19 protein-coding genes and 1 pseudogene are annotated in these 19,943 nt (G+C 68.1%); 6 read left to right on the plus strand and 14 right to left on the minus strand.

Features of this window, described 5'->3' with window-relative positions; genetic code table 11:
* Positions 1 to 131: 131 nt before the first annotated feature.
* The 11 genes and pseudogenes from QRN53_RS01225 to QRN53_RS01275 form a co-directional block, all read right to left on the minus strand.
* Complete coding sequence (locus tag QRN53_RS01225) at positions 132 to 989, minus strand: hydroxymethylpyrimidine/phosphomethylpyrimidine kinase (RefSeq protein ID WP_285242203.1); 858 nt, start codon at positions 987 to 989, stop codon at positions 132 to 134.
* A gap of 72 nt (positions 990 to 1,061) precedes the next feature.
* On the minus strand, positions 1,062 to 1,469 hold the full coding sequence (locus tag QRN53_RS01230) for a hypothetical protein (protein WP_285242204.1): 408 nt from the start codon (positions 1,467 to 1,469) through the stop codon (positions 1,062 to 1,064).
* Positions 1,466 to 2,377: a TIGR01777 family oxidoreductase gene (locus QRN53_RS01235; protein WP_285242205.1), complete on the minus strand. Its 912-nt coding sequence runs from the start codon at positions 2,375 to 2,377 to the stop codon at positions 1,466 to 1,468. The genes QRN53_RS01230 and QRN53_RS01235 overlap by 4 nt, the downstream gene beginning before the upstream one ends.
* 26 nt (positions 2,378 to 2,403) lie before the next feature.
* Positions 2,404 to 3,060 (minus strand): TetR/AcrR family transcriptional regulator, encoded by a 657-nt coding sequence (locus QRN53_RS01240; protein ID WP_285242206.1) that lies wholly within the window; start codon positions 3,058 to 3,060, stop codon positions 2,404 to 2,406.
* A 170-nt stretch (positions 3,061 to 3,230) separates the two neighbouring features.
* Positions 3,231 to 3,592 (minus strand): annotated as a pseudogene (locus QRN53_RS01245) (putative endonuclease domain-containing protein); the annotation flags it as partial.
* Between the two features lie 96 nt (positions 3,593 to 3,688).
* A complete protein-coding gene (locus QRN53_RS01250; RefSeq protein WP_285242207.1) occupies positions 3,689 to 4,447 on the minus strand; it encodes a dienelactone hydrolase family protein in 759 nt (252 codons plus the stop codon).
* Between the two features lie 35 nt (positions 4,448 to 4,482).
* Positions 4,483 to 5,769 carry a tRNA guanosine(34) transglycosylase Tgt gene (gene tgt, locus QRN53_RS01255; protein ID WP_285242208.1) on the minus strand — a complete coding sequence of 429 codons (1,287 nt, stop codon included), beginning with the start codon at positions 5,767 to 5,769 and terminating at the stop codon, positions 4,483 to 4,485.
* A 66-nt stretch (positions 5,770 to 5,835) separates the two neighbouring features.
* A complete protein-coding gene (locus QRN53_RS01260; protein WP_285242209.1) occupies positions 5,836 to 6,564 on the minus strand; it encodes an SRPBCC domain-containing protein in 729 nt (242 codons plus the stop codon).
* Between the two features lie 71 nt (positions 6,565 to 6,635).
* The gene (locus QRN53_RS01265; RefSeq protein WP_285242210.1) at positions 6,636 to 7,655 is read right to left on the minus strand and encodes a DUF6707 family protein; all 1,020 of its coding nucleotides are present in this window, start codon (positions 7,653 to 7,655) and stop codon (positions 6,636 to 6,638) included.
* An 88-nt stretch (positions 7,656 to 7,743) separates the two neighbouring features.
* Positions 7,744 to 8,283, minus strand: coding sequence for an NUDIX hydrolase family protein (locus tag QRN53_RS01270; protein WP_018763774.1), 540 nt, complete (start codon positions 8,281 to 8,283; stop codon positions 7,744 to 7,746).
* Between the two features lie 9 nt (positions 8,284 to 8,292).
* Positions 8,293 to 9,021, minus strand: coding sequence for a VOC family protein (locus tag QRN53_RS01275; RefSeq protein WP_285242309.1), 729 nt, complete (start codon positions 9,019 to 9,021; stop codon positions 8,293 to 8,295).
* Positions 9,022 to 9,130: 109 nt separating this feature from the next.
* Here QRN53_RS01275 and QRN53_RS01280 point away from each other — a divergent pair, with 109 nt between their 5' ends.
* Positions 9,131 to 9,733, plus strand: a complete 603-nt coding sequence (locus tag QRN53_RS01280) for a YdeI/OmpD-associated family protein (RefSeq protein WP_285242211.1) — start codon at positions 9,131 to 9,133, stop codon at positions 9,731 to 9,733.
* Between the two features lie 131 nt (positions 9,734 to 9,864).
* Entirely contained in the window at positions 9,865 to 11,505 is a 1,641-nt protein-coding gene (locus QRN53_RS01285; protein WP_285242212.1) for a glycoside hydrolase family 32 protein, read from the plus strand.
* A gap of 56 nt (positions 11,506 to 11,561) precedes the next feature.
* Here QRN53_RS01285 and QRN53_RS01290 read toward each other — a convergent pair whose 3' ends face one another.
* A complete protein-coding gene (locus QRN53_RS01290; protein WP_285242310.1) occupies positions 11,562 to 12,866 on the minus strand; it encodes a glycoside hydrolase family 76 protein in 1,305 nt (434 codons plus the stop codon).
* A gap of 133 nt (positions 12,867 to 12,999) precedes the next feature.
* On the opposite strand from QRN53_RS01290, the gene QRN53_RS01295 reads away from it, so the two are divergent.
* Positions 13,000 to 13,794, plus strand: a complete 795-nt coding sequence (locus tag QRN53_RS01295) for a 3-hydroxyacyl-CoA dehydrogenase (RefSeq protein WP_285242213.1) — start codon at positions 13,000 to 13,002, stop codon at positions 13,792 to 13,794.
* On the plus strand, positions 13,791 to 14,996 hold the full coding sequence (locus QRN53_RS01300; protein WP_285242214.1) for an acyl-CoA dehydrogenase family protein: 1,206 nt from the start codon (positions 13,791 to 13,793) through the stop codon (positions 14,994 to 14,996). The genes QRN53_RS01295 and QRN53_RS01300 overlap by 4 nt, the downstream gene beginning before the upstream one ends.
* A gap of 12 nt (positions 14,997 to 15,008) precedes the next feature.
* Here QRN53_RS01300 and QRN53_RS01305 read toward each other — a convergent pair whose 3' ends face one another.
* On the minus strand, positions 15,009 to 15,848 hold the full coding sequence (locus QRN53_RS01305; RefSeq protein ID WP_285242215.1) for a DUF1684 domain-containing protein: 840 nt from the start codon (positions 15,846 to 15,848) through the stop codon (positions 15,009 to 15,011).
* Between the two features lie 190 nt (positions 15,849 to 16,038).
* On the opposite strand from QRN53_RS01305, the gene ppc reads away from it, so the two are divergent.
* Complete coding sequence (gene ppc, locus QRN53_RS01310; RefSeq protein ID WP_285242216.1) at positions 16,039 to 18,846, plus strand: phosphoenolpyruvate carboxylase; 2,808 nt, start codon at positions 16,039 to 16,041, stop codon at positions 18,844 to 18,846.
* A gap of 92 nt (positions 18,847 to 18,938) precedes the next feature.
* Entirely contained in the window at positions 18,939 to 19,244 is a 306-nt protein-coding gene (locus QRN53_RS01315) for a hypothetical protein (RefSeq protein WP_285242217.1), read from the plus strand.
* Here the strand turns inward: QRN53_RS01315 and QRN53_RS01320 are convergent.
* Positions 19,241 to 19,864 carry a DedA family protein gene (locus tag QRN53_RS01320; RefSeq protein ID WP_285242218.1) on the minus strand — a complete coding sequence of 208 codons (624 nt, stop codon included), beginning with the start codon at positions 19,862 to 19,864 and terminating at the stop codon, positions 19,241 to 19,243. The two genes, QRN53_RS01315 and QRN53_RS01320, sit on opposite strands and share 4 nt — an antisense overlap.
* Between the last annotated feature and the right edge of the window lie 79 nt (positions 19,865 to 19,943).

The raw sequence follows: 19,943 nt of genomic DNA on the forward strand, positions 1-19,943 counted from the left end.
CGCGCCATCAGATCCCGCCCTTAAATCCGGAACGCGTCTGCATAAAGTGCAGACGCGTTCCGGATTTAACGGCGAAAAGTGATGGGGCGTTTGGGTGTGTGGGGGCGAAAAGTGATGGCGCGTCGTTGGGCTTAGCGCGCGCCGCCCTGCCAGAGGGCGTCGAACGGGGCGCCGGAGGCCACGCGGTTGCGGATTCCGGCGGTGACGAAGTCCTTGGCGGTCCGGGCCGCCTCCAGCGGGGTGGCACCCTTGGCGAGCTCGGCCGTCACAGCAGCGGCCAGTGAGCAGCCGGCGCCGGACACGGCCACGTCGCCCACCTTCGGGGCGCTCAGGACTTCGAGGGTCTCGCCGTCGTAGAAGACGTCGACGGCGTCCGGACCTTCCAGCCGCACCCCGCCCTTGGCAAGGACTGCCGCGCCGCTGATTTCGTGGATGCGGACGGCGGCGGCCTTCAGGGATTCGACGTCCGTGATCTCCAGCCCGGACAGGGACTCCGCCTCGAAATGGTTGGGCGTGACGAACGTGGCCAGCGGCAGGATCTGCGCTTTCAGTGCCTGGTCGGTGTCCAGCGCATGGCCCGGCTCCTGGCCCTTGCAGATCAGCACCGGGTCCAGCACCACGTTGCTGAAGCTGTTTTCCTGCAGGGCGCCGGCCACGGTGCTGATGGTGGCGGGGCTGCCCAGCATGCCGATCTTCACGGTGTCCAGGGCCGAAGGCGCGCCCGACGCCGGACCGTACGCCGCCGTCGTCGCCTCCAGCTGATCGGCAATCACCTGCTGGTCCACCGGCACGAAGCGGTGGTTCCAGCTGGCCTTCGGGTCGAAGGACACAATGCAGGTCAGGTTTGCGATGCCGAAGACACCTAACTCCTGGAACGTCTTCAGATCGGCCTGTGCGCCGGCGCCGCCGGTGGCCTCGGAGCCAGCGATGGTGAGGACGACGGCGGGACTGTTGGCGGACAGCGTTGCATCAGGGGTAGCGGAAGTCATGCCACCATCCTGCCACCCACCGTCGGGCGCTTTCCATGTGGGGCCCCGACAGGGCGCCGGGCCGCCGTATGGTCAGGGTTCCAGCGGCTCAGAGGCTGTCAGCGCCGCGGGCTGGGGGCCGGATGCGTCGTGAACGGTGACAAGACCCGCCACCGCCGCCCGCCCAAGCGCCGCACAGAACCCGGTCCACAGCACCATGCCCCACATGGAGGGCCAGTGGCTGCCGGTGATGTACATGAGCGTGATCATCCCGGTCACCAGCCCTGCCCCTCCGATCGCGAGGACGTGAAGACCCTGGTTGCGGACAGGCCGCATGACTATACCGGCAGCCAGCGCCAGGGGCATACCTAGGATCAGCGCGGAAAGCGTTCCGTAGAGATATCCGGGGAAGCCCAAGGGGAATCCGAAGACGACGACGGTGAGGGCCGCGCCGGGCAGGAATGCCCCTGGTCCGAAGGTCACGCGGAGCGGGCGGCTCACGGCCGGGACCGGGTAATCTGCAGCAAGGCCTGCCCCAGCTCCGGCTGGCTGTAGACGAAGCCTGCGTCGAGCAGTTTCTGAGGCTGTACCCACCGGCTCTTCAGGACGAGTTCGGTCTCCGTGCGGATCAGGACAGCGCCTGCCCGGAGGAGCCATGCCGGGGTGGGTATGCCGAAGCGTGCGCCATAGGCCCGCCGCACCAGGTGCATCATCTCCCGGTTGCTCACCACGTCCGGTGAGGCAACATTAACGGGCCCGGTGATGCCGGTTCGCGCGTGCAGGAAGCGGATGCTGCGGTAGAGGTCCTCCACGTGGACCCAGCTGAACTTCTGCCGGCCATCACCCATGGGGCCGCCCAGCCCGAGCCGTGCCAGGTTGGCGAATGGAGCCAGTGCACCGCCGCCGCGGCCCAGCACGATGGCGATCCGCAGCGGGATTTTCCGGGTTTCTGGCGTGGCGGCTGCTTCGAGGGCGGCTTCCCAGGCTTTGGCCACGTCCACCGAGAATCCCGTGCCCAGGTCCCCGTCGGCCTCGGATTGGGGACGGTCGCGAGCATCGCGGTAGATGGTTCCGGTGCTGGCGTTCAGCCAGGTCGACGGCGGGTCCTGGCACTGCGCGATGGCCCGGCCGAGTGCCTTGGTGGTGGCCACCCGCGAGTCCATGATTACCGCCTTGTTCCGCTCGCTGTAACGGCACGAGACGGAGCGTCCGGCGAGGTTTACCACCAGCCCGGCGCCGTTGAGCACCCGGGCCATGCCGGCGGCGTCGTCCCATGCTGCCGTGGAACTGCCGGTCCCCTTGCGTCCTATGGTCCGCACCGTCCAGCCGTCCTCCTGGAAACGCCGGCGCAGGTAGGTGCCAATGAAGCCCGAAGCGCCTGCCAGTACCACTGTCCTTGTGCTGTCCATCTTTCCCCCAATGGTTGTTGTCTTCCCTAACTGCGGATGCTGCGGCTCAGGTCCAAGACGTCGTCCAGTACCTTGCTGACTCCCGGGATGCGGGCAAGCGCCAGTCCGCGGGCCACCAGTGGGGCCGCTCCGTCCACCAGTTTCCTGGTCCGCCGCTGGCCCTCGGAGGTGTCGTAGACCCAGAACAGGGTGATGCCCATGTAGCAGAGCCAGAGTAGTTCCGGCAGGTCGCCCCGCAGCTTCTTCGGCACTGCGGGGCGGGCGCCGTCCACCGTGTTCCTGAAGATGTCCAGGGACGCCTCCCGTGCGGGGGTTGAGTCCGCGGAGAACGGGTTCACCGGTGATGTTGGCCGGATGGCGGTGGCCACGAAGTCCGCGCCGAAGCGGTGGTACGGGGCCATGACGTCCAGGCCCGCGTGCAGCGTGGCCTTCAACCGCTCAGCGAATCCGGTGGTCTCCTCGAGCGCCTCGGAGGCCCGGGCGGCGTGCTCGGCCTGCACCTGGATGTACAACTCGTGGACAAGATCGTCCTTGGACGCGAAGTAGTAATAGGCGTTGCCCACGGAAACGCCTGCCTCGGCAGCGATGGCGCGCATGGTGGTCTTCTCGAAGCCGATGTCACGGAACATGCGCAGCGCGGTGTCCGCCACCAGCTGCCTGGTCTGTTCGCTCTTCGCCGCCACTGCACTCCCCATTCTTGAACGTGTTCAAAAAGAAGTATGGCATGGACCTGAACATGTTCAAAAGATGCTTTCGGTTCCGGCTGTGGTCCGGCACGCCGGAAAGAAGCCAGTTCGCCGGAGATTACCGGCGCTTTGGCACCTTCCGGCGATCTCGCGCTCCGGCGGGGTGGCTACCGCTGGAGCGCAGCGCGGATGCGGGCCTTGAATTCGTGTTCGCGAAAAAGGTCGGCCCATGTCACCCGTACAAAGGTCCACCCGGTCTCGGTGAGTGCATTCTCGCGCTGCCGCTCCTGAAACAGCACCTCGCCCGTGGGTTGTAGTCGAAGTACTTGGTTTTTCCGTCGAATTCGAGGGCCACCTTCTTCTCCTTCCAGGCAAAATCCAGCCGGTCCCGGCCAGCACGCGTAGCCACTGCGACCTGGGGCTCGGGCAGGGGAAGTTTCAGCCGTGCCAGGAGTTCGCGGGTGAGTGTCTCACCGGCTGATTCCGACCGTGGATCGGCGTGGGTGAGCGCCAGGCGGCTGCTGCGGACGGCAGTTGTCTGCTTCTCCCACAGTTCAGCGTGGATGTAGCAGCCGTGCCGAAGGCGGACCAGCTTCCCGTGGGCGACCGACGGCGGGCCGCCGGCTTAGGCCTTCAAGGTCCCGTCGAGCAGGGTGCGCAGTTCCTGGAAGTGCCGCTCCGTGGCTTCGGGATGGAAAGCCGAGGTGTCCGCCATGGAGTACCCGTGCGGAGCCCCTTCATAGATCTCGTTGGAGGCCACAAGCCCCGCGTCCCGGAGCGCCGCACCCAGCCGCGCGACGGCGTCGGGAGCCATGCTCCTGTCGTTGTCGGCGTGGCCAAACACGAACCGGGCCTTTGCGTTTCCGAGGCCCAGGTGCGGGCTGTCGGGTTCGTCCGTTGCCAGGCCGCCGCCGTGGAAGCCGCCGCAGGCCGCAATTACCTCCGGGTGCGCGGTGGCTGTCCGGACGGCAAGTCTCGCGCCCATGCAGTACCCGGTGGTCCCGATGGGGCCGGAGGCAACGCCGTCGAGTCCGGTCAGCGTGGAAACCCACGCATCGATGTCAGGGAGCGCCTTGTCCGACGTTAGGCGGCCCACCCGCGGGAAGGCTGCCTTGCCGGCCGCTTCCCGGCCCTCCGGGGTGCTCATGTCGCCGTCCGGCGCCAGCTGGTCCGCGGTTCCTTCACGGTAGAAGACGTTCGGCGCCAGCACCACGTAGCCCCAGTCCGCGATGCGCTGGGCCATCTCCTCGATGCGCGGGCGCAGGCCAAAGGCGTCCATGTAGAAGATGACGCCGGGGAAAGGGCCTGTTCCGGTGGACGGACGGGCCACCAGGGCCTCTGCGGTGCCGTCGGCGGCGGGGATTTCGATGGATTCGATAGGCATGGGGACACCCTACCGGAGCCGCCCGGGAGCCATGCTCAGGAGTAGTACCGGCCCAGGGTTTCGGCCTTGAAGTCGAAGAAGGTGCCCGACTCGATGGCCAGCCGGGCGTCGTCCACCATCTTCACCACGAACCGCTCGTTGTGGATGGAGATGAGGGTGGCGGACACCATTTCCTTGGCCTTGAAGAGGTGGTGGATGTAGGCCCGCGAGTAGTTGGCGCAGGCGTAGCAGTCACAGCCTTCCTGCAGCGGCCCGAAATCGCGCTTGTACTTGGCGCCGGAGAGGTTGAACCGGCCCTCCGGGGTGTAGAAGGCGGAGTTCCGGGCCACCCGGGTGGGGGAGACGCAGTCGAAGGTGTCCGCGCCGTTCTCGATGGCCGTGAAGATGTCGTCCGGTTCAGAGATGCCGAGTAGGTGGCGCGGCTTGTCCTCCGGCAGCTCCTCGTTGCACCACCGCACGATGGTCCCCAGGTTCTCCTTCTCCAAGGCACCGCCGATGCCGAACCCGTCGAACGGCATGGCGCCAAGGTCGCGGCAGGCCTTCCGGCGCAGGTCCTCGTACTGGGCGCCCTGGATCACGCCGAACAAGGCCTGGTACGGCTTGGCGGCGCGCTCCTCCGTAAGCCGGAAGTGCTCCTCGATGCACCGCTCCGCCCACAGCCGGGTGCGCTCCAGCGATTCCTCCTGGTACCGCCGGGAGTTCTGCAACGTGGTGAGCTCGTCGAACGCAAACATGATGTCCGCGCCGATCTGGTGCTGAACCTGCATGGAGATCTCGGGGGAGAACCGGTGCCGGTCCCCGTTCAGGTGGCTCTTGAACCAGACACCATCGTCATCAATGTGCGCCAGTCGCTCCTTGCCCGGGGCCACGGCATCATCGGGTCCGGACGCATCCACTGACTTCATGTCGATGACCTTCTTGAACCCCGAACCCAAGCTCATCACCTGGAAGCCGCCGGAATCCGTGAACGTGGGACCGGGCCAGTTCATGAACGCGCCCAGGCCGCCGGCCTCGTCCAGGATGTCCGGGCCGGGCTGCAGGTACAGGTGGTAGGCGTTGGCGAGCAGGGCCTGGGCGCCCAACTCTGCCATGGATTCCGGCAGCACCGCCTTGACCGTCGCCTTGGTGCCGACGGCGATGAACGCCGGCGTCTGGATCTCCCCGTGCGGGGTGGTGATGGTGCCGGTGCGGCCCAGGAATTCCCCGCCGTTTTCGTCCACTTGGGCTGCCGAGGGAGGGCAGGAGTCCGCCAGCCGCGTGCCTACGGCGAAGGAGAACTGCGATTGGGTTTCAGGCAGGGCGAAGGCAGGGTTGGCAGGCACCACACCAGTCTGCCAGCAAACGTCACGACGCCGGCAACCGGGCCTGGGCAGGCATGCGGCGGAGTGTTAGCTGGCTGGCTCCGTTCCGGGGTAGTTGGCGGCCCGCCACGAGTCCCAGGCGGCGCGGACGGACTCCAGCGCGCCGGCGCCGAGATCGTAGGTGGAAACCACCACCAGGGAGCCTTCGCCCTCCGCGCGGACGTCCTTGATGGCAGGGTGATCGGCCACCACCAGCAGCCCTTCGCCGTGCTCGGCGTAACCGTGCACCGTGAGGCCCACCTGGTGGCTGGTCCGGTACCAGACCTTGCCGCTGATTTCCTCGCCGGTATCCAGGGTGACCCGGTACGGTTCGCCCGGGTCCGGAAGGTCCGCCAGGCCGAGTTTTTCGATGGCGGAGCCCTTCCCGTCCGTCAGGTGAAGGAATACGGTGTGGCGCTTGCCGTGCGGATGGCGTTCCAAGGCGAAACGGAGCTGCTGCAGGAATGTCAGCCACCCCTGGGTGATGTCCTCGTCCCAGGCCGCCCACTCGGAATCGTGGTCCAGCGCCCCGCGCGTGACGCTGACCCTGGTTCCTTCCGGTACCGGGTGGAGTTCGAACGTGTCCCCGCCGTGCACGGTGAGGCTGGTGTGGTCCGCGGATTCCTGTTCGTCGCCGGAGAAGTAGATCTGCTTGATCTCGGACTCCAGGTCCTCGGCCTGCCAGCCGTGCCACTGGGCCACCTTGGACGGTTCACGCAGCATGGTCCAGACCTGCGGCGCGTCGGCGTTGATCACTACGCTGAGATTGTTCGTCATAGCCCCGAATGTACGCCCCGGACCGTGGCCCGGGTAGGGGTCATTTCCCGCCCCGGAGATCATCCCGAGGGTCAGGCGCGGACTGCCTCCAGCTCGTTGCTGATGCGCCGTTCAAGTTCGGGCATGCCAATGGTTTCCGAACCGCCGTGGGCCCGGAGGAACAGCAGGGACTCGAGCCGCAACAGCCGCCATTCGCGTTCGGCGTCGTGGTTGGAGTTGTCGATCGAGCGGAAGATTTCCTTGTCGTACAGGTTGGGCTCGTTGAGGGAGCGCTGCCGCACCTTGGCTGCCATCCGTGCCTTGAAGGCGTCCGTCTCCTGGTTTTCGGGAGTGCGGATCAGTTTTTCGTAGACCGCTGCCCGTTCGTCCTGGCCGTCCTGGCGGCAAATGTAGCTGGCCAGCGCCAGGGATGCCTCCACCGAGGCCCACCGGCCCGGGTTGCCGTCATAGGGCAGCACGGTGAGCAGGTCCGCGACGGACAGGGCGCCGTCCGGGTCTTTGAGCGTGACGAACAGTTCGTGGGCGAGGTCGCTGAGGTCCTTCAGGCAGCTGCCGGACTTGAAGTTGACGCCTTTGGAGAGCCGGTCGGCCAGGAGCAGGACGCCCTCGGCGTCGGGATGCGCCTCCGCGACGGCTTCCACCACTGATTCGGGCGTACCATCCGCTGCCGGGATGAGCGCGAGCTCCTCCTCGCTGGGCCCGTTCACGGCGGGCGGCGCGGGCGGCAGCGGGGGGAGGACGACGGCGGGCGCCACCGAAATGGGGCCCGTCCCGGCGGCCGGTTGCGCCGGGGCTGTCCCGGCCCCTCCCAGGGGCGCGGGCTCCGGAAGGTCAGCCGGCAGCGGAAGCTGGGTGACGTCGTCGTGCGTTCCGTCCACGACGGTGACCATGGTGCCGATGGCGATCCTCAGGGTTCCGCCGCCGGAGAGGCTGGCCAGCACCAGTGCGGGGGAGCCGAAGTCGTCGTGCTCAAGCTCCACCTGGTCGATTTCGGCGGTGCGGTGGCCGTCCGGGAGGAGGATGTGGTTGCCGGTGGTCAGAGATCCAGCCTGCTGTTCACGGTGGTGCCTGGCGGCTGGTGTTTCGGTCATGGGAGTCCTTAAGTTCTCTTGCGGTCCGCCCTACAGTCTACAAAGGCGGGCACCTAAAACCGGGGACCCCCACGTCCCGGCGGGGCTGTCAGAAGCCCACACCTGCGAATGCCAGGGCCTGCCGGATGAGGCCGCCGCGGCCGCCGGAGAACTCCATCTGGACGCCCGGGCTGAGCACTTCCTCCGGGGTCATCCAGGTCAGTTCCAGGGCGTCCTGGCGGGGTTCGCATTCGCCCGTGACCGGGATGATGTAAGCCAGCGATACGGCGTGTTGCCGCTCGTCGGTGAATCCGGTCTGGGACGGTGCCGGGAAGTATTCGGCCACCGTGAACGGGACGGGGCTGAGGGGCAGCTGGGGGAAAGCGAGGGGGCCCAGGTCCTTCTCCATGTGCCGCAGCAGTGCGGCGCGGATGGTTTCGCGGTAGATGACGCGGCCGGATACCAGGGAGCGCACCATGGTTCCATCCGCGTCCGCCTGCAGCAGCGTGCCCACCTCGTTGACGTAGCCCAACGGGTCCAACCTGACCGGGACGGCCTCCACGTACACCATGGGCAGCCGCCCGCGCGCCTCAAAGAGGTCTTCTTCGGAGAGCCAGCCGGGATTCGGGTCAGGTGTGCGCACGTTCATGGTTAAGTTCTACCCCATAGGGCGGCGCTCCGAGATCCAGACGGTGGCGGGCGCGTTGGGGCCGGCCGCGTCCGGATTGGCCACGTGGAGGGTGCTTCCGAAGGCTTCCTCGGTGATGCCCGCCGTGATCCCGGCGGCCGCGAGGCGCTCACGCAACGGTTCCAGCGGGCCGGAGTACTCGAAGCCCAGGCCGGCGCGTGACGGCCCCGACGCCGGCCGCACCAGCAGGATGCCGCCGTTCTTGGCCGTGAAGTCGGCGGTTTCGTCGGCATCGGGCACGGGCCGTGGCCGCGCCCCGATATGCAGGATGGTGCGGACGGCGGCCTCCGGATCTGCGGTGTACCAGACGGCGGCGACGGCCAAGGCGGGATCTGCCCCGGCGCACTGGGCGCCGTGCGTGGCCTCGTCGGCCAGGAAACTGAAGCCGTCCGGTCCACTGATGCGGCAGGCCTCCCCCTGGTCGGCGGTGACCAGCTCGGCCGGCGCGGTTGCCTCGTCCTGCGCGGCGGCGTTGGTGCGGCGGGCGAATTCGGCGACATCGCCCACCTCCACCGCGAACACGGTGCGGCCGTCCCGGTCCGACCCTTCCTCGGCGTCGTGAAGCGCCAGCCGGCCCGACGCGGAATCGAAAACCTGCCAGCCGCCGTCGTCCTCTGTCCTCACCATCCCCACAGCGGTGAGGAGCTGCTCCCAGGACGCGGTGCGGGAGGTGAAATGGACGGGGCGGACTCGGAGCATGGGGTTGTCCTTGGTGCTGGCGGGTGTGCTGCTGTATGGCCATGATGCCACGCGATCCGCCGCCGCACAGCAGGCTTGTGGCAACGCGTTTTCCCGGCAGAATTAGGCCATGGCCGATGACCTGGAGGAACTGCTGGTGCCCGACGCCGCTGCCTGGCGTGCCTGGCTGGAAGAGAACCACGGCACCAGCCCGGGCGTGTGGCTGGTGCTGCATAAGAAAGGCGGCACGGTGACCGCCCTTGACTACCCGGCGGCCTTGGATGAGGCGCTGTGCTTTGGCTGGATCGACGGGCAGCTCCGGCGCCGCGATGGTGAAAGCTCCTTCCAGCGGATGACTCCGCGGCGTTCCCGCAGCATTTGGTCGGCCCGGAACGTGGGGCATATCGCCCGGCTGGAGGAAGCGGGAAAAATGACCGACGCCGGCAGGGCGGCAGTTGCCGCGGCCAAGGCGGACGGCCGCTGGGAGGCGGCCTACGGCGGCCAGGCCGACGTGGAGGTGCCCCCCGACCTGGCGGCAGCGATCGCCGCGAACCCGGCTGCCCAGGAGATGTTCGATGTCCTGACCAAAACCAACCTGTTCGCCCTGGTGTTCCGGACCACCACGGCCAAGCAGGCAGCCACCCGGGAACGCCGGATCGCAGGGTTCGTGGAGATGCTGGCACGCGGCGAGACGCCGTACCCGCAAAAGAAGCGCCCGGCAGGCAGGGACTAGCGGCGGCTGCGTGACGTGGCGGATTCGGCTCCGCGCAGCCTGGCGGGTAAAATTGACGATTCACTTGCGCTGGTGCCGTTCCCCGACCCGGGGGACGGCACTTGTGCGTTCAGCAACGGATCGATGACCCCATGCTCCCCAGAATTTCCGGGCCAGCGTTTGCCGCCCTTCGCCGCCGTCCCCTCCTGTGGGTGGCCGCGGCCCTGGCCGTGCTCCTGGTGGCGGCGTCTTTGGTGATCGCCGGGAACACCCGGACGGTGGAAGGACAGCCCGGCGGGGCGGCATCCACGGCACCCCCAGCTTTGCAGCCGCCACCGGCTGACCAGGCCGGATACCGGCCCGCGTACCACCTCACCCCGGACCAGCGGTGGATGAACGATCCCCAGCGACCCTTCTTCCTGGCCGGCCTCTGGCACTACTACTACCTCTACAACGCCGACTATCCGGAGGGGAACGGCACCGAATGGTTCCACGCGACCAGCACGGACCTGGTGCACTGGAAAAACGAAGGCGTCGCCATTTCCAAGTTCCGCAACGGCCTGGGGGATATCGAGACAGGCTCCGCCGTGGTGGACACGGAAGGCACCGCAGGCTTGGGCAAGGGGGCGGTCCTCGCGGTACTCACCCAGCAGGACGACGGCGTGCAGCGCCAGTCCCTGTTCTACTCGACGGACAAGGGCTACAGCTTCCAGAGCTATGGACAGAACCCGGTGATGGAAAACCCCGGTGCCGAGCACTGGCGGGATCCACGCATTGTCCGCGATGACGCCAACAACCAATGGCTGATGCTCCTCGCCGAAGGCCACAAGATCGGGTTCTATACCTCCCCGGACCTCAAACGGTGGACCTATGTGTCCGGCTTCGAGCAGGACGGGCTGGGAATCCTGGAGTGCCCGGACCTCTTCCAAATGGACACCGACGGCGACCCAGCCAAACGCACCTGGGTCCTGGCCGCGAGTGCCAACGGTTCCGGGGAGGGCCGCACCACCGGCATGGCCTACTGGACCGGCGGGTTCGACGGCAAGGCCTTCAAAGCCGATGGCGGCCACCAGTGGCTCGACGGCGGGGCGGACTTCTACGCCGCGGTCACCTGGGATGATCCGCGCCAAAGCGATGGCCAGCGGAAGGCATCACGGCACGCCATCGGCTGGATGAACAACTGGGCATACGCCCGTCACCTGCCCACCGACGGCTGGTTCGGCGCGGCGTCCGTGGTGCGGGACATCCGGCTGGCGTCCGACGGCGGCCGGCCGGCCCTGAAGTCCACGCCCACCTCCGCGCTGGAGTCGCTGGAAGGGGAACCGACCCAGGTGCCGGGCGGCGGTTTGTCTGACGGGAGGGCACTTCCCGTCCCGGACAGCGGAGCGTTCAAGGCCGACGTCGAACTGGAAAAGCCCACGGACGGAACCGGGAAGGCCACTTTGCTCCTGCAAAGCGGCGGCGCCACCTACGCCACGATCGGCTACGACTTCGCTGCCGGCCGGGCCTTCATCACCCGGGACGGGGACGCTGTTGCCGGCGGCCAAGGGAAAGCAGCCTCCGAAGACGGAGGCGAGTACCGCCAGGCCCGCTCGGTGGAGGCACGTCCCGCCGGCGGGACCGTGCAGCTGACCGCATACGTGGACCGGTCCTCCGTGGAGGTCTTCATGGACGGACAGTCCCTGACGTCCCTCGTGTTCCCGCCCGCGGGACCGAGAGGGGTCCGGCTCGCCGCCGACGCGCCCATAACGCTCAAGGCCGGCACGGTCACGCCGCTGGCCGGCATCCGTTAAGGGCCGCTCCTGCCCGTTTGGGGCCTGGTTGCTTCCTCGGCCGCAGCTCCCGCCTGTCAGGCGGCCGCCGGGGGGACAGCAGCGGGTCCGGTGGACATCACCACGGCCGCCGCCTCCAGCGCCATCCAGGCCTGCAGTTGCGTGGCCAGCTCCACCGGGGCGCCCGGCGGATAAGTCCGGTCCGCGGGTTGGCCGGCGTGCACGGAGAAGATGCTCCTGCCCGCCAGGGATGCCTTCGCTTCCTCGGTGCCGACTGTGCGCGCGCCGGCCCAGAACGCCCCGGCCGTGTCCACCACCAGCGCAGCGGCCGCAGCGCGGGCAGCCTCGGGAAGCCGGCGGTCTGCCGCGGCAAGCGCCAGGTACCGGCAGAGGATCCCGGTGAAGAGGCCGCCGTCGCCTGTCCCCTCGCAGCGCAGCACGGTGCCGGCGGCAGCGCTGCCCTCGCCTGCCGGGACGGTCAGCAACCGCTGCACCGAGTCCACCAGTGCGGCAGCCCGGGCCAGGTTGGCGTCCCCGCCCAGTTCAAGGAGGGCACCGAGGACCGGGCCCTGGTTGTACGTGTACAGCGACCGTTCCACCAGCACATCCCCGGCGGGGCCCAGCCGTGCACCGTCGAGGTAGAGGCCCTGGTCCGGGTCGAAGAGGGTGGCGTCCAGCCAGCCCAGCAGGGACTGTGCCTGGTCCCGCCGGCCGGTGCGGGCGTAAAACAGCGCTACGGGAGCCGTGGCCGGGGTGTTCTTGAAGTCACGCTTCTTGCTCCAGAACGTTCCGCCGCCCAGGTCGTCGGTGCACGCGGAATCGAACTGCGGGGTCAGTGCGGCACGTACCCGGGCGTTGCGCCGGCGTCCCGGGCGCCGCGTTTCTTCGGCCAGCTTGTCCAGCCGCAGGGTCGCCAGGGCCAGCCACGCCATGTCGTCGTAGTAGCTGTTCACGAACGTCAGGGCATTGCGGAGCCTCATGCCGGTGACCAGCCGCGATGCAAGGTGCCCTGCGCTGGGCTGGTCCGGGCCGTTGAACCGCGCCGCGGGGGTGGCTCCGCCGCCGAGTTCCCTCCAGCCGGTGTCCACGAGGCAGTCCACGTAATGCGCCTGCCACCAGTAGTGCCACGGCAGGACCAAGCTGGCAGCCGGCCGGGCACGTCGGAGCGCCGCGAGCCACTTTCCCGGCAGCGGGGCCGTGGCTTCTGCATCCTGCCCCGCGCGAGGCGGGACCTGCGCCGGGTGCTTGCCCTGCCACACCACGGCGGCGAGGTGGGTTCCGGGCAGGAACAACAGATTCCGGCCGAACAGCCCGGTGACGGAACGGGCCGCGTGGTCCGCCCGGTCCTGCCAGGTGGTCAAGGACGTGCTGCTGGAGGTCATGCCGTCCACCCTAGCGGCGGCGCCGTAACCGTAGGCGGCGGAGTGAGTGCGGCCGCGCCGCATTTCAGTTAACATTCATTAACTGTTGCTCGACGCCGCGCCGCGGCCGGGGCACACGCATCAAGGAGGATGTATGGACATCAAAGGCAGCGTCGCCCTGGTCACGGGCGGTGCCTCCGGGCTCGGAGCGGCCACCGCACGCAGGTTGTTCGACGACGGCGCCTCCGTGGTGCTCCTGGACCTCGCTTCGTCAGGCGGCCAGGGTGTCGCGGACGAACTCAACGGCCGTGCCCAGGCCGGCCAGTCCGCCGTCTTCGCCCCCGCCGACGTGACCAGCGAGCCCGAGGTGCGGGCCGCCGTCGCAACAGCCGCCGGGCTGGGCCCGCTGCGGATCGTGGTGAACTGCGCCGGGATCGCCACCCCCGGGAAGGTGCTGGGCCGCGACGGCGTCCTGCCCCTGGACACGTTCAGCCGCGTCATCCAGGTCAACCTGATCGGGACTTTCAACGTCCTGCGGCTGGCGGCCGAGGCCATGGTGGCCACCGAGCCGGTGGCCACTCCGCTGGGCGGCCCGGAGCGCGGCGTCATCATCAACACGGCATCCGTGGCTGCCTTTGATGGGCAGATCGGCCAGCCCGCCTACTCAGCCTCCAAGGGCGCCGTGGCCGCCATGACGCTGCCCATCGCCCGCGAACTGGCGCGCTCGCTGGTCCGGGTGGTCACCATTGCCCCCGGCATCTTCGAGACTCCCATGATGGCCGGCCTGCCGCAGGAGGCGCAGGACTCGCTGGGCGCCCAGGTTCCGCACCCGTCCCGGCTGGGCAAGCCTGCGGAATACGCCAACCTGGTGGCACACATCGTGGACAACGCCATGCTGAACGGCGAAACGATCCGCCTGGACGGCGCCATCCGGATGGGACCGAAATGAGCGCCCCGGACGTGTCACAGCTGCCGGCGGCGGACTTTTTCGCCGTCGAATCGATGCTGGGCCAGAACGAACGGAACAAGCTCGCCGAACTCCGGGACTTCCTCGCCGCCGAGGTGGCGCCCTACGCCGCGGACTGGTGGAACAAGGCCGAGTTCCCTGCCCACATCCTGCCCAAGCTGGCCGCCCTGGAACTCAGCACGCCGGCGCACCGCGGCTACAGCAACCTGTTCGCCGGACTGGTCATAGCGGAAATGACCCGCGTGGATACGTCCTTGGCCACGTTCTTCCTGGTCCACCACGACCTCTTCGTCGAGTCCCTGCACACCTTCGGCACGGAGGACCAGAAGCGGCGGCTGCTGGCTGACGCCTCGGACCTGCGGATCACGGGCGCCTTCGCCCTTACCGAACCCTTGCACGGCTCCGACGTGGCCGGCGGCCTGGAGACACGTGCCCGGCGGATCTCGTCCGTCACCGGAGAAGCGGACGACGCCGGCGACACCTGGGTGCTCAACGGTGCCAAACGGTGGATCGGCAACGGGACGTTCTGCGACTACATGCTGGTCTGGGCGCGCGACGAGGCCGACGGTTCCGTCCGGGGTTTCATTGTCGACGCCACGCTGCCGGGCGTCAGCCGGAGCCGGATCGAGAACAAGATCGCGCTGCGGACCGTCCAAAACGCGGACATCGTTTTCAGCGACGTCCGGGTGCCCGAAACGGACCGCTTCGGCGGGATCAACAGCTTCGAGGACACCAAGGAACTGCTCCGCAGCTCACGGATTATGGTGGCCTGGCAAACGGTGGGGCAGCAACTGGCGGCTTTCAACGTCGCCCGGCAGTACGCCGTGGAGCGGCAGCAGTTCGGCCGCCCGCTGGCACACTTCCAGCTGATCCAGCAACAGCTGGTGACCATGCTGGGCAACACCGTGGCCAGCATGGGAATGATGGCCGGGATCGCCAGGCTCCAGGACCAGGGAGCCGCCGGCATGCCGCAGGTGGCCTTGGCCAAGTCCTACCTCAGTGCCCGGATGCGCGAAACCGTGGCCCTGGGCCGGTCCATCCTGGGCGGGAACGGCATTGTCACCGACTACCGGATGGCGAAGATCTTCGCGGATGCCGAGGCCATCTATACCTACGAGGGTTCCTTCGAGGTGAACACCCTGATCGTGGGCCGGGCCATCACCGGGATCTCAGCCATTTCCTGAGCTTCCCGGGCGCTAAGCGGGGTAGGGCTGCTTCTCGCCGGCCTCCACGCGGATGTCCAGGCTGTTGTTCTTCACCGGCGTGGGGCAGGTGCCGTAGGGCGTGAAGGCGCTCGGGTAGTTGATGGCACGGTTGAAGTCCAGCACCACGGAGCCGTCCGGGCGGGGCCGGGGGACGGAAAGTTTGCGCCAGTCAGCTGTTTGTCCCGGCGGGGCAGCGCCGTTGGTTTCGTCGTGGAACGTGACGGTCAGGGCGCCGAGCTTTTCTTCCTCCGCCTGGAGCCTGAACTCGTGGCTGCTGCCGGGGAGGCCGAATACCACCTCACCCACGCTGCGGTGCACGCCGTCCACCAGCGGATTGGCCGTGCCGATCGGCACGTCCACCGGCTCCGGGTAGGGCACGAACCGGCCGGTCACTTCCCATTCCGGGTTGTACGGATAGGTGGGCACGGCGTCGAACTCTGTGAACACCGGCGAGGCTGAGTCACGGGTGCGGATCGCGTACCGCCCGCCGCGCATGGCCAGTTCCACCACCACCTGGTCCCCGTCCGGGGCGCCGAACTGCACCCACATCAGGGACTCCTCGTCGGCGAGGGCGGCGGAGATGGTGCCGTCCACCGTTTCGCCTGTCTCCACGAGCGTGAGCCCGTCCGCCGGGACCGCGGTGAGCACCGCCGTCGTGCCCGCTGCCGCCGTGGACCACAGGCCCGGGGCAAGCTCGACGGCGGCGGGTGAGTCCTCGAGCCACTGGAAGGAGGTGAGGGTGAGCCAGCCGTGCGGCGTTGCCAGCGCCTTGTTGCGGTTGGTGCGGAAGCGCTGCCAGCGCTCGACTTTGGCTGCGGTGGTGGTGGACATGGTTCCTTCCGGTTGCGTCTGCCCACGCTACAACCACCGGGATTTTGTGTTCATTCCGCCGGAGCGGACATCTTTTGAGACAGATTCGGCGCTGCACGGGACCGGGGGTAGCATCTTTAGCTAGTAACGTGGCTCACAGTATCCAGCGCAGTGTACGAGCCAAGTCCGAAACCCTCGAAAGATAGCTTCCATGGCTCACACTGCAACACATCCCGAATCCGATCTCGCCTCCGAACTGCGCGCGGACGTCCGGCGCGTTTCCACCCTGCTGGGCGAGTCCTTGGTCCGCCAGCACGGGCCCGAACTCCTGGACCTGGTGGAACAGGTCCGGCTCCTGACCAAGGAATCCAAGGAAGCGGCGCGTGGCGGCGCGGACGCCACCGGCCCCTGGAGCGCGCACGACGTCGTCGCCCAGGTCCGCGAACTGCTCGGCTCCCTGCCCATCGAGCAGGCAACCGACCTGGTGCGTGCCTTCGCGTTCTATTTCCACCTGGCCAACGCCGCCGAGCAGGTCCACCGGGTCCGCGGCCTGCGCAACCGGGCGGAAAAGGACGGCTGGCTGGCCAAGACCGTGGCGGACATCGCCGAGCAGGCAGGCCCGGACGTGCTGCAGGAAGTGGTCAACGGGCTGGACGTCCGCCCGATCTTCACCGCGCACCCCACCGAAGCTTCCCGCCGCTCTGTCCTGGACAAGATCCGCAAGATCTCCGACGTCCTGTCCCGGTCCACGGCCGAGGGGTCCACGGCGCGGCGGCGGCAGGACCGGCAGCTGGCCGAGATCATCGACCAGATGTGGCAGACCGACGAACTGCGCCAGGTCCGGCCCACGCCAGTGGATGAGGCCCGCAACGCCATCTATTACCTGGGCGGCATCCTCACCGACTCCATGCCGCACATCCTGTCCGAACTCGCCGACCTCCTGGGCGAGCACGGCGTCAGCCTGGCCGCCAAGGATGCGCCCATCCGGTTCGGATCCTGGATCGGCGGCGACCGTGACGGCAACCCGAACGTCACCGCGGCCGTGACCCGGGAGATCCTCCAGATCCAGAACCAGAGCGCCATCCGCATCAGCCTCGGCATGATCGATGAACTGATTTCCGTCCTGTCCAACTCCACGGCCCTGGCCGGCGCCGACCCCGCGCTGCTCGAATCCATCGATACGGACCTGAAGAACCTGCCGGGCCTGGACAAGCGGGTCCTGGAACTGAACGCGCAGGAGCCCTACCGGCTGAAGCTCACCTGCATCAAGGCCAAGCTGATCAACACCGGAAAAAGGGTAGCGGCCAACTCCAACCACGAGCACGGCCGCGACTACAACGGAACCGACGAACTCCTGGCGGACCTGCAGCTGGTGGAACTCTCGCTGCGCAACCACTCAGCGGCCCTGGCAGCGGACGGCTCCCTGGCCCGGGTGCGCCGCGCCATCGCATCTTTCGGGCTCCATCTGGCCACGCTGGACATCCGCGAACACGCAGACCACCACCACGACGCCGTCGGGCAGCTGATGGACCGGATCGGTGGCCCCGGGCTGCGCTACGCGGAGCTGAGCCGCCAGGAACGCTTCGAGGTGCTGGGCTCCGAGCTGGCGTCCCGCCGCCCGCTCTCCGGCCACCCGATCAAGCTCGACGGCGCCGCCGACGGCACGTACGACGTCTTCCGCGAGATCCGCCGGGCCCTGCGCATGTACGGCCCGGACGTCATCGAGACCTACATCATCTCCATGACCCGCGGCGCCGACGACGTCCTCGCCGCCGCCGTCCTGGCGCGCGAAGCCGGCCTGGTGAACCTGTTTGGCGACAAGCCGTACGCCAAGCTCGGCTTCGCGCCGCTGCTGGAAACGGTGGAGGAACTCCGCGCCTCAGCCGAGATCGTCGACCAACTGCTGTCCGATCCCTCCTACCGGGAACTGGTGCGGCTGCGCGGCGACGTCCAGGAAGTGATGCTGGGCTACTCGGATTCGAACAAGGAATCCGGTGTGATGACCAGCCAGTGGGAGATCCACAAGACCCAGCGCAAGCTGCGCGACGTGGCAGCCAAGCACGGCGTGCGGGTGCGCCTGTTCCACGGCCGCGGTGGTTCCGTGGGCCGCGGCGGCGGGCCCACCTATGACGCCATCCTGGCCCAGCCCAACGGCGTCCTGGAAGGCGAGATCAAGTTCACGGAGCAGGGCGAGGTCATCTCGGACAAGTACTCCCTGCCTGAGCTTGCCCGGGAGAACCTGGAGCTCTCGCTGGCCGCGGTGCTGCAGGGCTCGGCCCTGCACCGCAACCCGCGGACCTCGGAGGACCAGCGGGAGCGTTACGGCCACGTCATGGAAGCCATCTCGGATGCCGCGTTTGAGCGGTACCGGAAGCTGATCGACCACCCCGACCTGCCCGCCTACTTCATGGCATCCACCCCCGTGGAACAGCTCGGGTCCCTCAATATCGGCTCCCGCCCGTCCAAGCGTCCGGATTCGGGTGCAGGCCTCGGTGGCCTGCGAGCCATCCCCTGGGTTTTCGGCTGGACCCAGTCGCGGCAGATCGTCCCGGGCTGGTTCGGCGTGGGCTCAGGGCTCAAGGCCGCCCGGGAAGCCGGGCACTCCGCCCAGCTGGTGGAGATGATGGACCACTGGAACTTCTTCCGGTCCGTGCTGTCCAACGTGGAGATGACCCTGGCCAAGACGGACATGGACATCGCCGGCTACTACGTGTCCACCCTGGTCCCGGAGGAACTGCACCACCTGTTCCGCACCATCCGGGAGGAATACGAGCTCACGGTGGCCGAGGTCCGCAAGCTCACCGGCGAGGACATCCTGCTGGACGCCCAGCCCACGCTGAAGCGTTCCCTGGAGATCCGCGACCAGTACCTGGATCCCATCAGCTACCTTCAGGTTGAACTGATGCGCCGCATCCGGACCGAGGCGGAAATCAGCGGGGCAGAAATCGACGAGCGCCTCCAGCGGGCCATGCTCATCACCGTCAACGGTGTTGCCGCAGGCCTCCGCAACACCGGCTAAGTCATCCTGTTGCCCCATCACTTATGGTCCCTGACAGGATCCCCTAGGGACCATAAGTGATGGCGCATCCCGGTTTGGATAGGGTGGAGGGCATGCCTTCCTTCCAGACCCGCCTCAAGATCACCGGGCTGCGGCCGGGGAATCCGCCGGAATCCGTCATGGACGCCGCCGTGGAGGCGCTGGGCACCCGGCACCACGTGGAGGCGCACCAGCTGCAGATTGCCGGCGGGGTGCCGCAACTTAACCTTCGGTTCCTCGTGGAGGCCACCGAGTACACCGGCGAGAACCAGCAGGCGCTGGAGTCGGCAAACATGATGCGCGACGCCGTCGAACGCGTTGCGCTGACAGGTGCGCTCAGCGTGCTGCGGCGCAGCCGCGGCAAGTGGCTGCCCGTCTAGCCGGCGTCCGGAACGGGCTCGTCCTCCACCGGCGACCGGTTGCCGCGCCGGCGGGTGACCAGAAGGCCCACGACGGCGCCGATCACCAGGCCCACCGCCACGCCGATCAGGGAGCTGGCCCAGAACGGCAGCCTGGTGGTTGAACCCGTGAAGTACCCCAGCCCGACGAGCCAGCACGCCCAGAGGACCGCCCCCAGCCCGGCGCACAGGCCGAACCCCCGCACCGAGACATTGGCGACGCCGGACGCTGCCGCGGTGGCCAGCCGGCCGCCGGGGATGAACCTGCCGCCGATGATAGTGCCGTAGGTGGATGACCGCCCGGCCTTGGCCAATGCCGCATGGATGCCGGCGTGCACGCGGCGGCCCCATTTCCAACGGTCCAGCACGTGGCTGAGCCGCCGGCGGAACAGGTGGAACACCACCATGTCGCCGATCCAGGAAGCGAGCGCGGCGAGCACCAGGACAAGGAACACGTTGGCCCGGCCGTCCGCGGACAGCGCACCGCCGGTGATCACCAGCATCTCCGACGGGATGGGCGGGAAGATGGCGTCGCCGATCACCATCGGGATGACCCAGAAATAGAGGGCCGCTCCCCAGCTGTCAGCGCTGCCGAAGTCCATTGCCACAAGGTATCGCACTTTCGCCGACCCGGTGGGGGAGTGGCCGGGGCGCTGGACCCGGCCAGCGGGTTGAACAGGT

This window comes from Pseudarthrobacter sp. fls2-241-R2A-127, from assembly GCF_030209355.1.
In the GTDB taxonomy this organism is placed as follows: Bacteria; Actinomycetota; Actinomycetes; order Actinomycetales; family Micrococcaceae; genus Arthrobacter.

Excerpts from the sequence above, each read along its gene's own strand:
- QRN53_RS01225 (WP_285242203.1), bottom strand. The coding sequence starts at position 989 with ATGACTTCCGCTACCCCTGATGCAACGCTGTCCGCCAACAGTCCCGCC.
- QRN53_RS01300 (WP_285242214.1), top strand. The coding sequence starts at position 13,791 with ATGAGCGCCCCGGACGTGTCACAGCTGCCGGCGGCGGACTTTTTCGCC.
- QRN53_RS01250 (WP_285242207.1), bottom strand. The coding sequence starts at position 4,447 with ATGCCTATCGAATCCATCGAAATCCCCGCCGCCGACGGCACCGCAGAG.
- QRN53_RS01260 (WP_285242209.1), bottom strand. The coding sequence starts at position 6,564 with ATGACGAACAATCTCAGCGTAGTGATCAACGCCGACGCGCCGCAGGTC.
- QRN53_RS01270 (WP_018763774.1), bottom strand. The coding sequence starts at position 8,283 with ATGAACGTGCGCACACCTGACCCGAATCCCGGCTGGCTCTCCGAAGAA.
- QRN53_RS01295 (WP_285242213.1), top strand. The coding sequence starts at position 13,000 with ATGGACATCAAAGGCAGCGTCGCCCTGGTCACGGGCGGTGCCTCCGGG.
- QRN53_RS01285 (WP_285242212.1), top strand. The coding sequence starts at position 9,865 with ATGCTCCCCAGAATTTCCGGGCCAGCGTTTGCCGCCCTTCGCCGCCGT.
- ppc (WP_285242216.1), top strand. The coding sequence starts at position 16,039 with ATGGCTCACACTGCAACACATCCCGAATCCGATCTCGCCTCCGAACTG.
- QRN53_RS01315 (WP_285242217.1), top strand. The coding sequence starts at position 18,939 with ATGCCTTCCTTCCAGACCCGCCTCAAGATCACCGGGCTGCGGCCGGGG.
- QRN53_RS01320 (WP_285242218.1), bottom strand. The coding sequence starts at position 19,864 with ATGGACTTCGGCAGCGCTGACAGCTGGGGAGCGGCCCTCTATTTCTGG.
- QRN53_RS01235 (WP_285242205.1), bottom strand. The coding sequence starts at position 2,377 with ATGGACAGCACAAGGACAGTGGTACTGGCAGGCGCTTCGGGCTTCATT.
- QRN53_RS01275 (WP_285242309.1), bottom strand. The coding sequence starts at position 9,021 with ATGCTCCGAGTCCGCCCCGTCCATTTCACCTCCCGCACCGCGTCCTGG.
- QRN53_RS01290 (WP_285242310.1), bottom strand. The coding sequence starts at position 12,866 with ATGACCTCCAGCAGCACGTCCTTGACCACCTGGCAGGACCGGGCGGAC.
- QRN53_RS01265 (WP_285242210.1), bottom strand. The coding sequence starts at position 7,655 with ATGACCGAAACACCAGCCGCCAGGCACCACCGTGAACAGCAGGCTGGA.
- QRN53_RS01280 (WP_285242211.1), top strand. The coding sequence starts at position 9,131 with ATGGCCGATGACCTGGAGGAACTGCTGGTGCCCGACGCCGCTGCCTGG.
- QRN53_RS01305 (WP_285242215.1), bottom strand. The coding sequence starts at position 15,848 with ATGTCCACCACCACCGCAGCCAAAGTCGAGCGCTGGCAGCGCTTCCGC.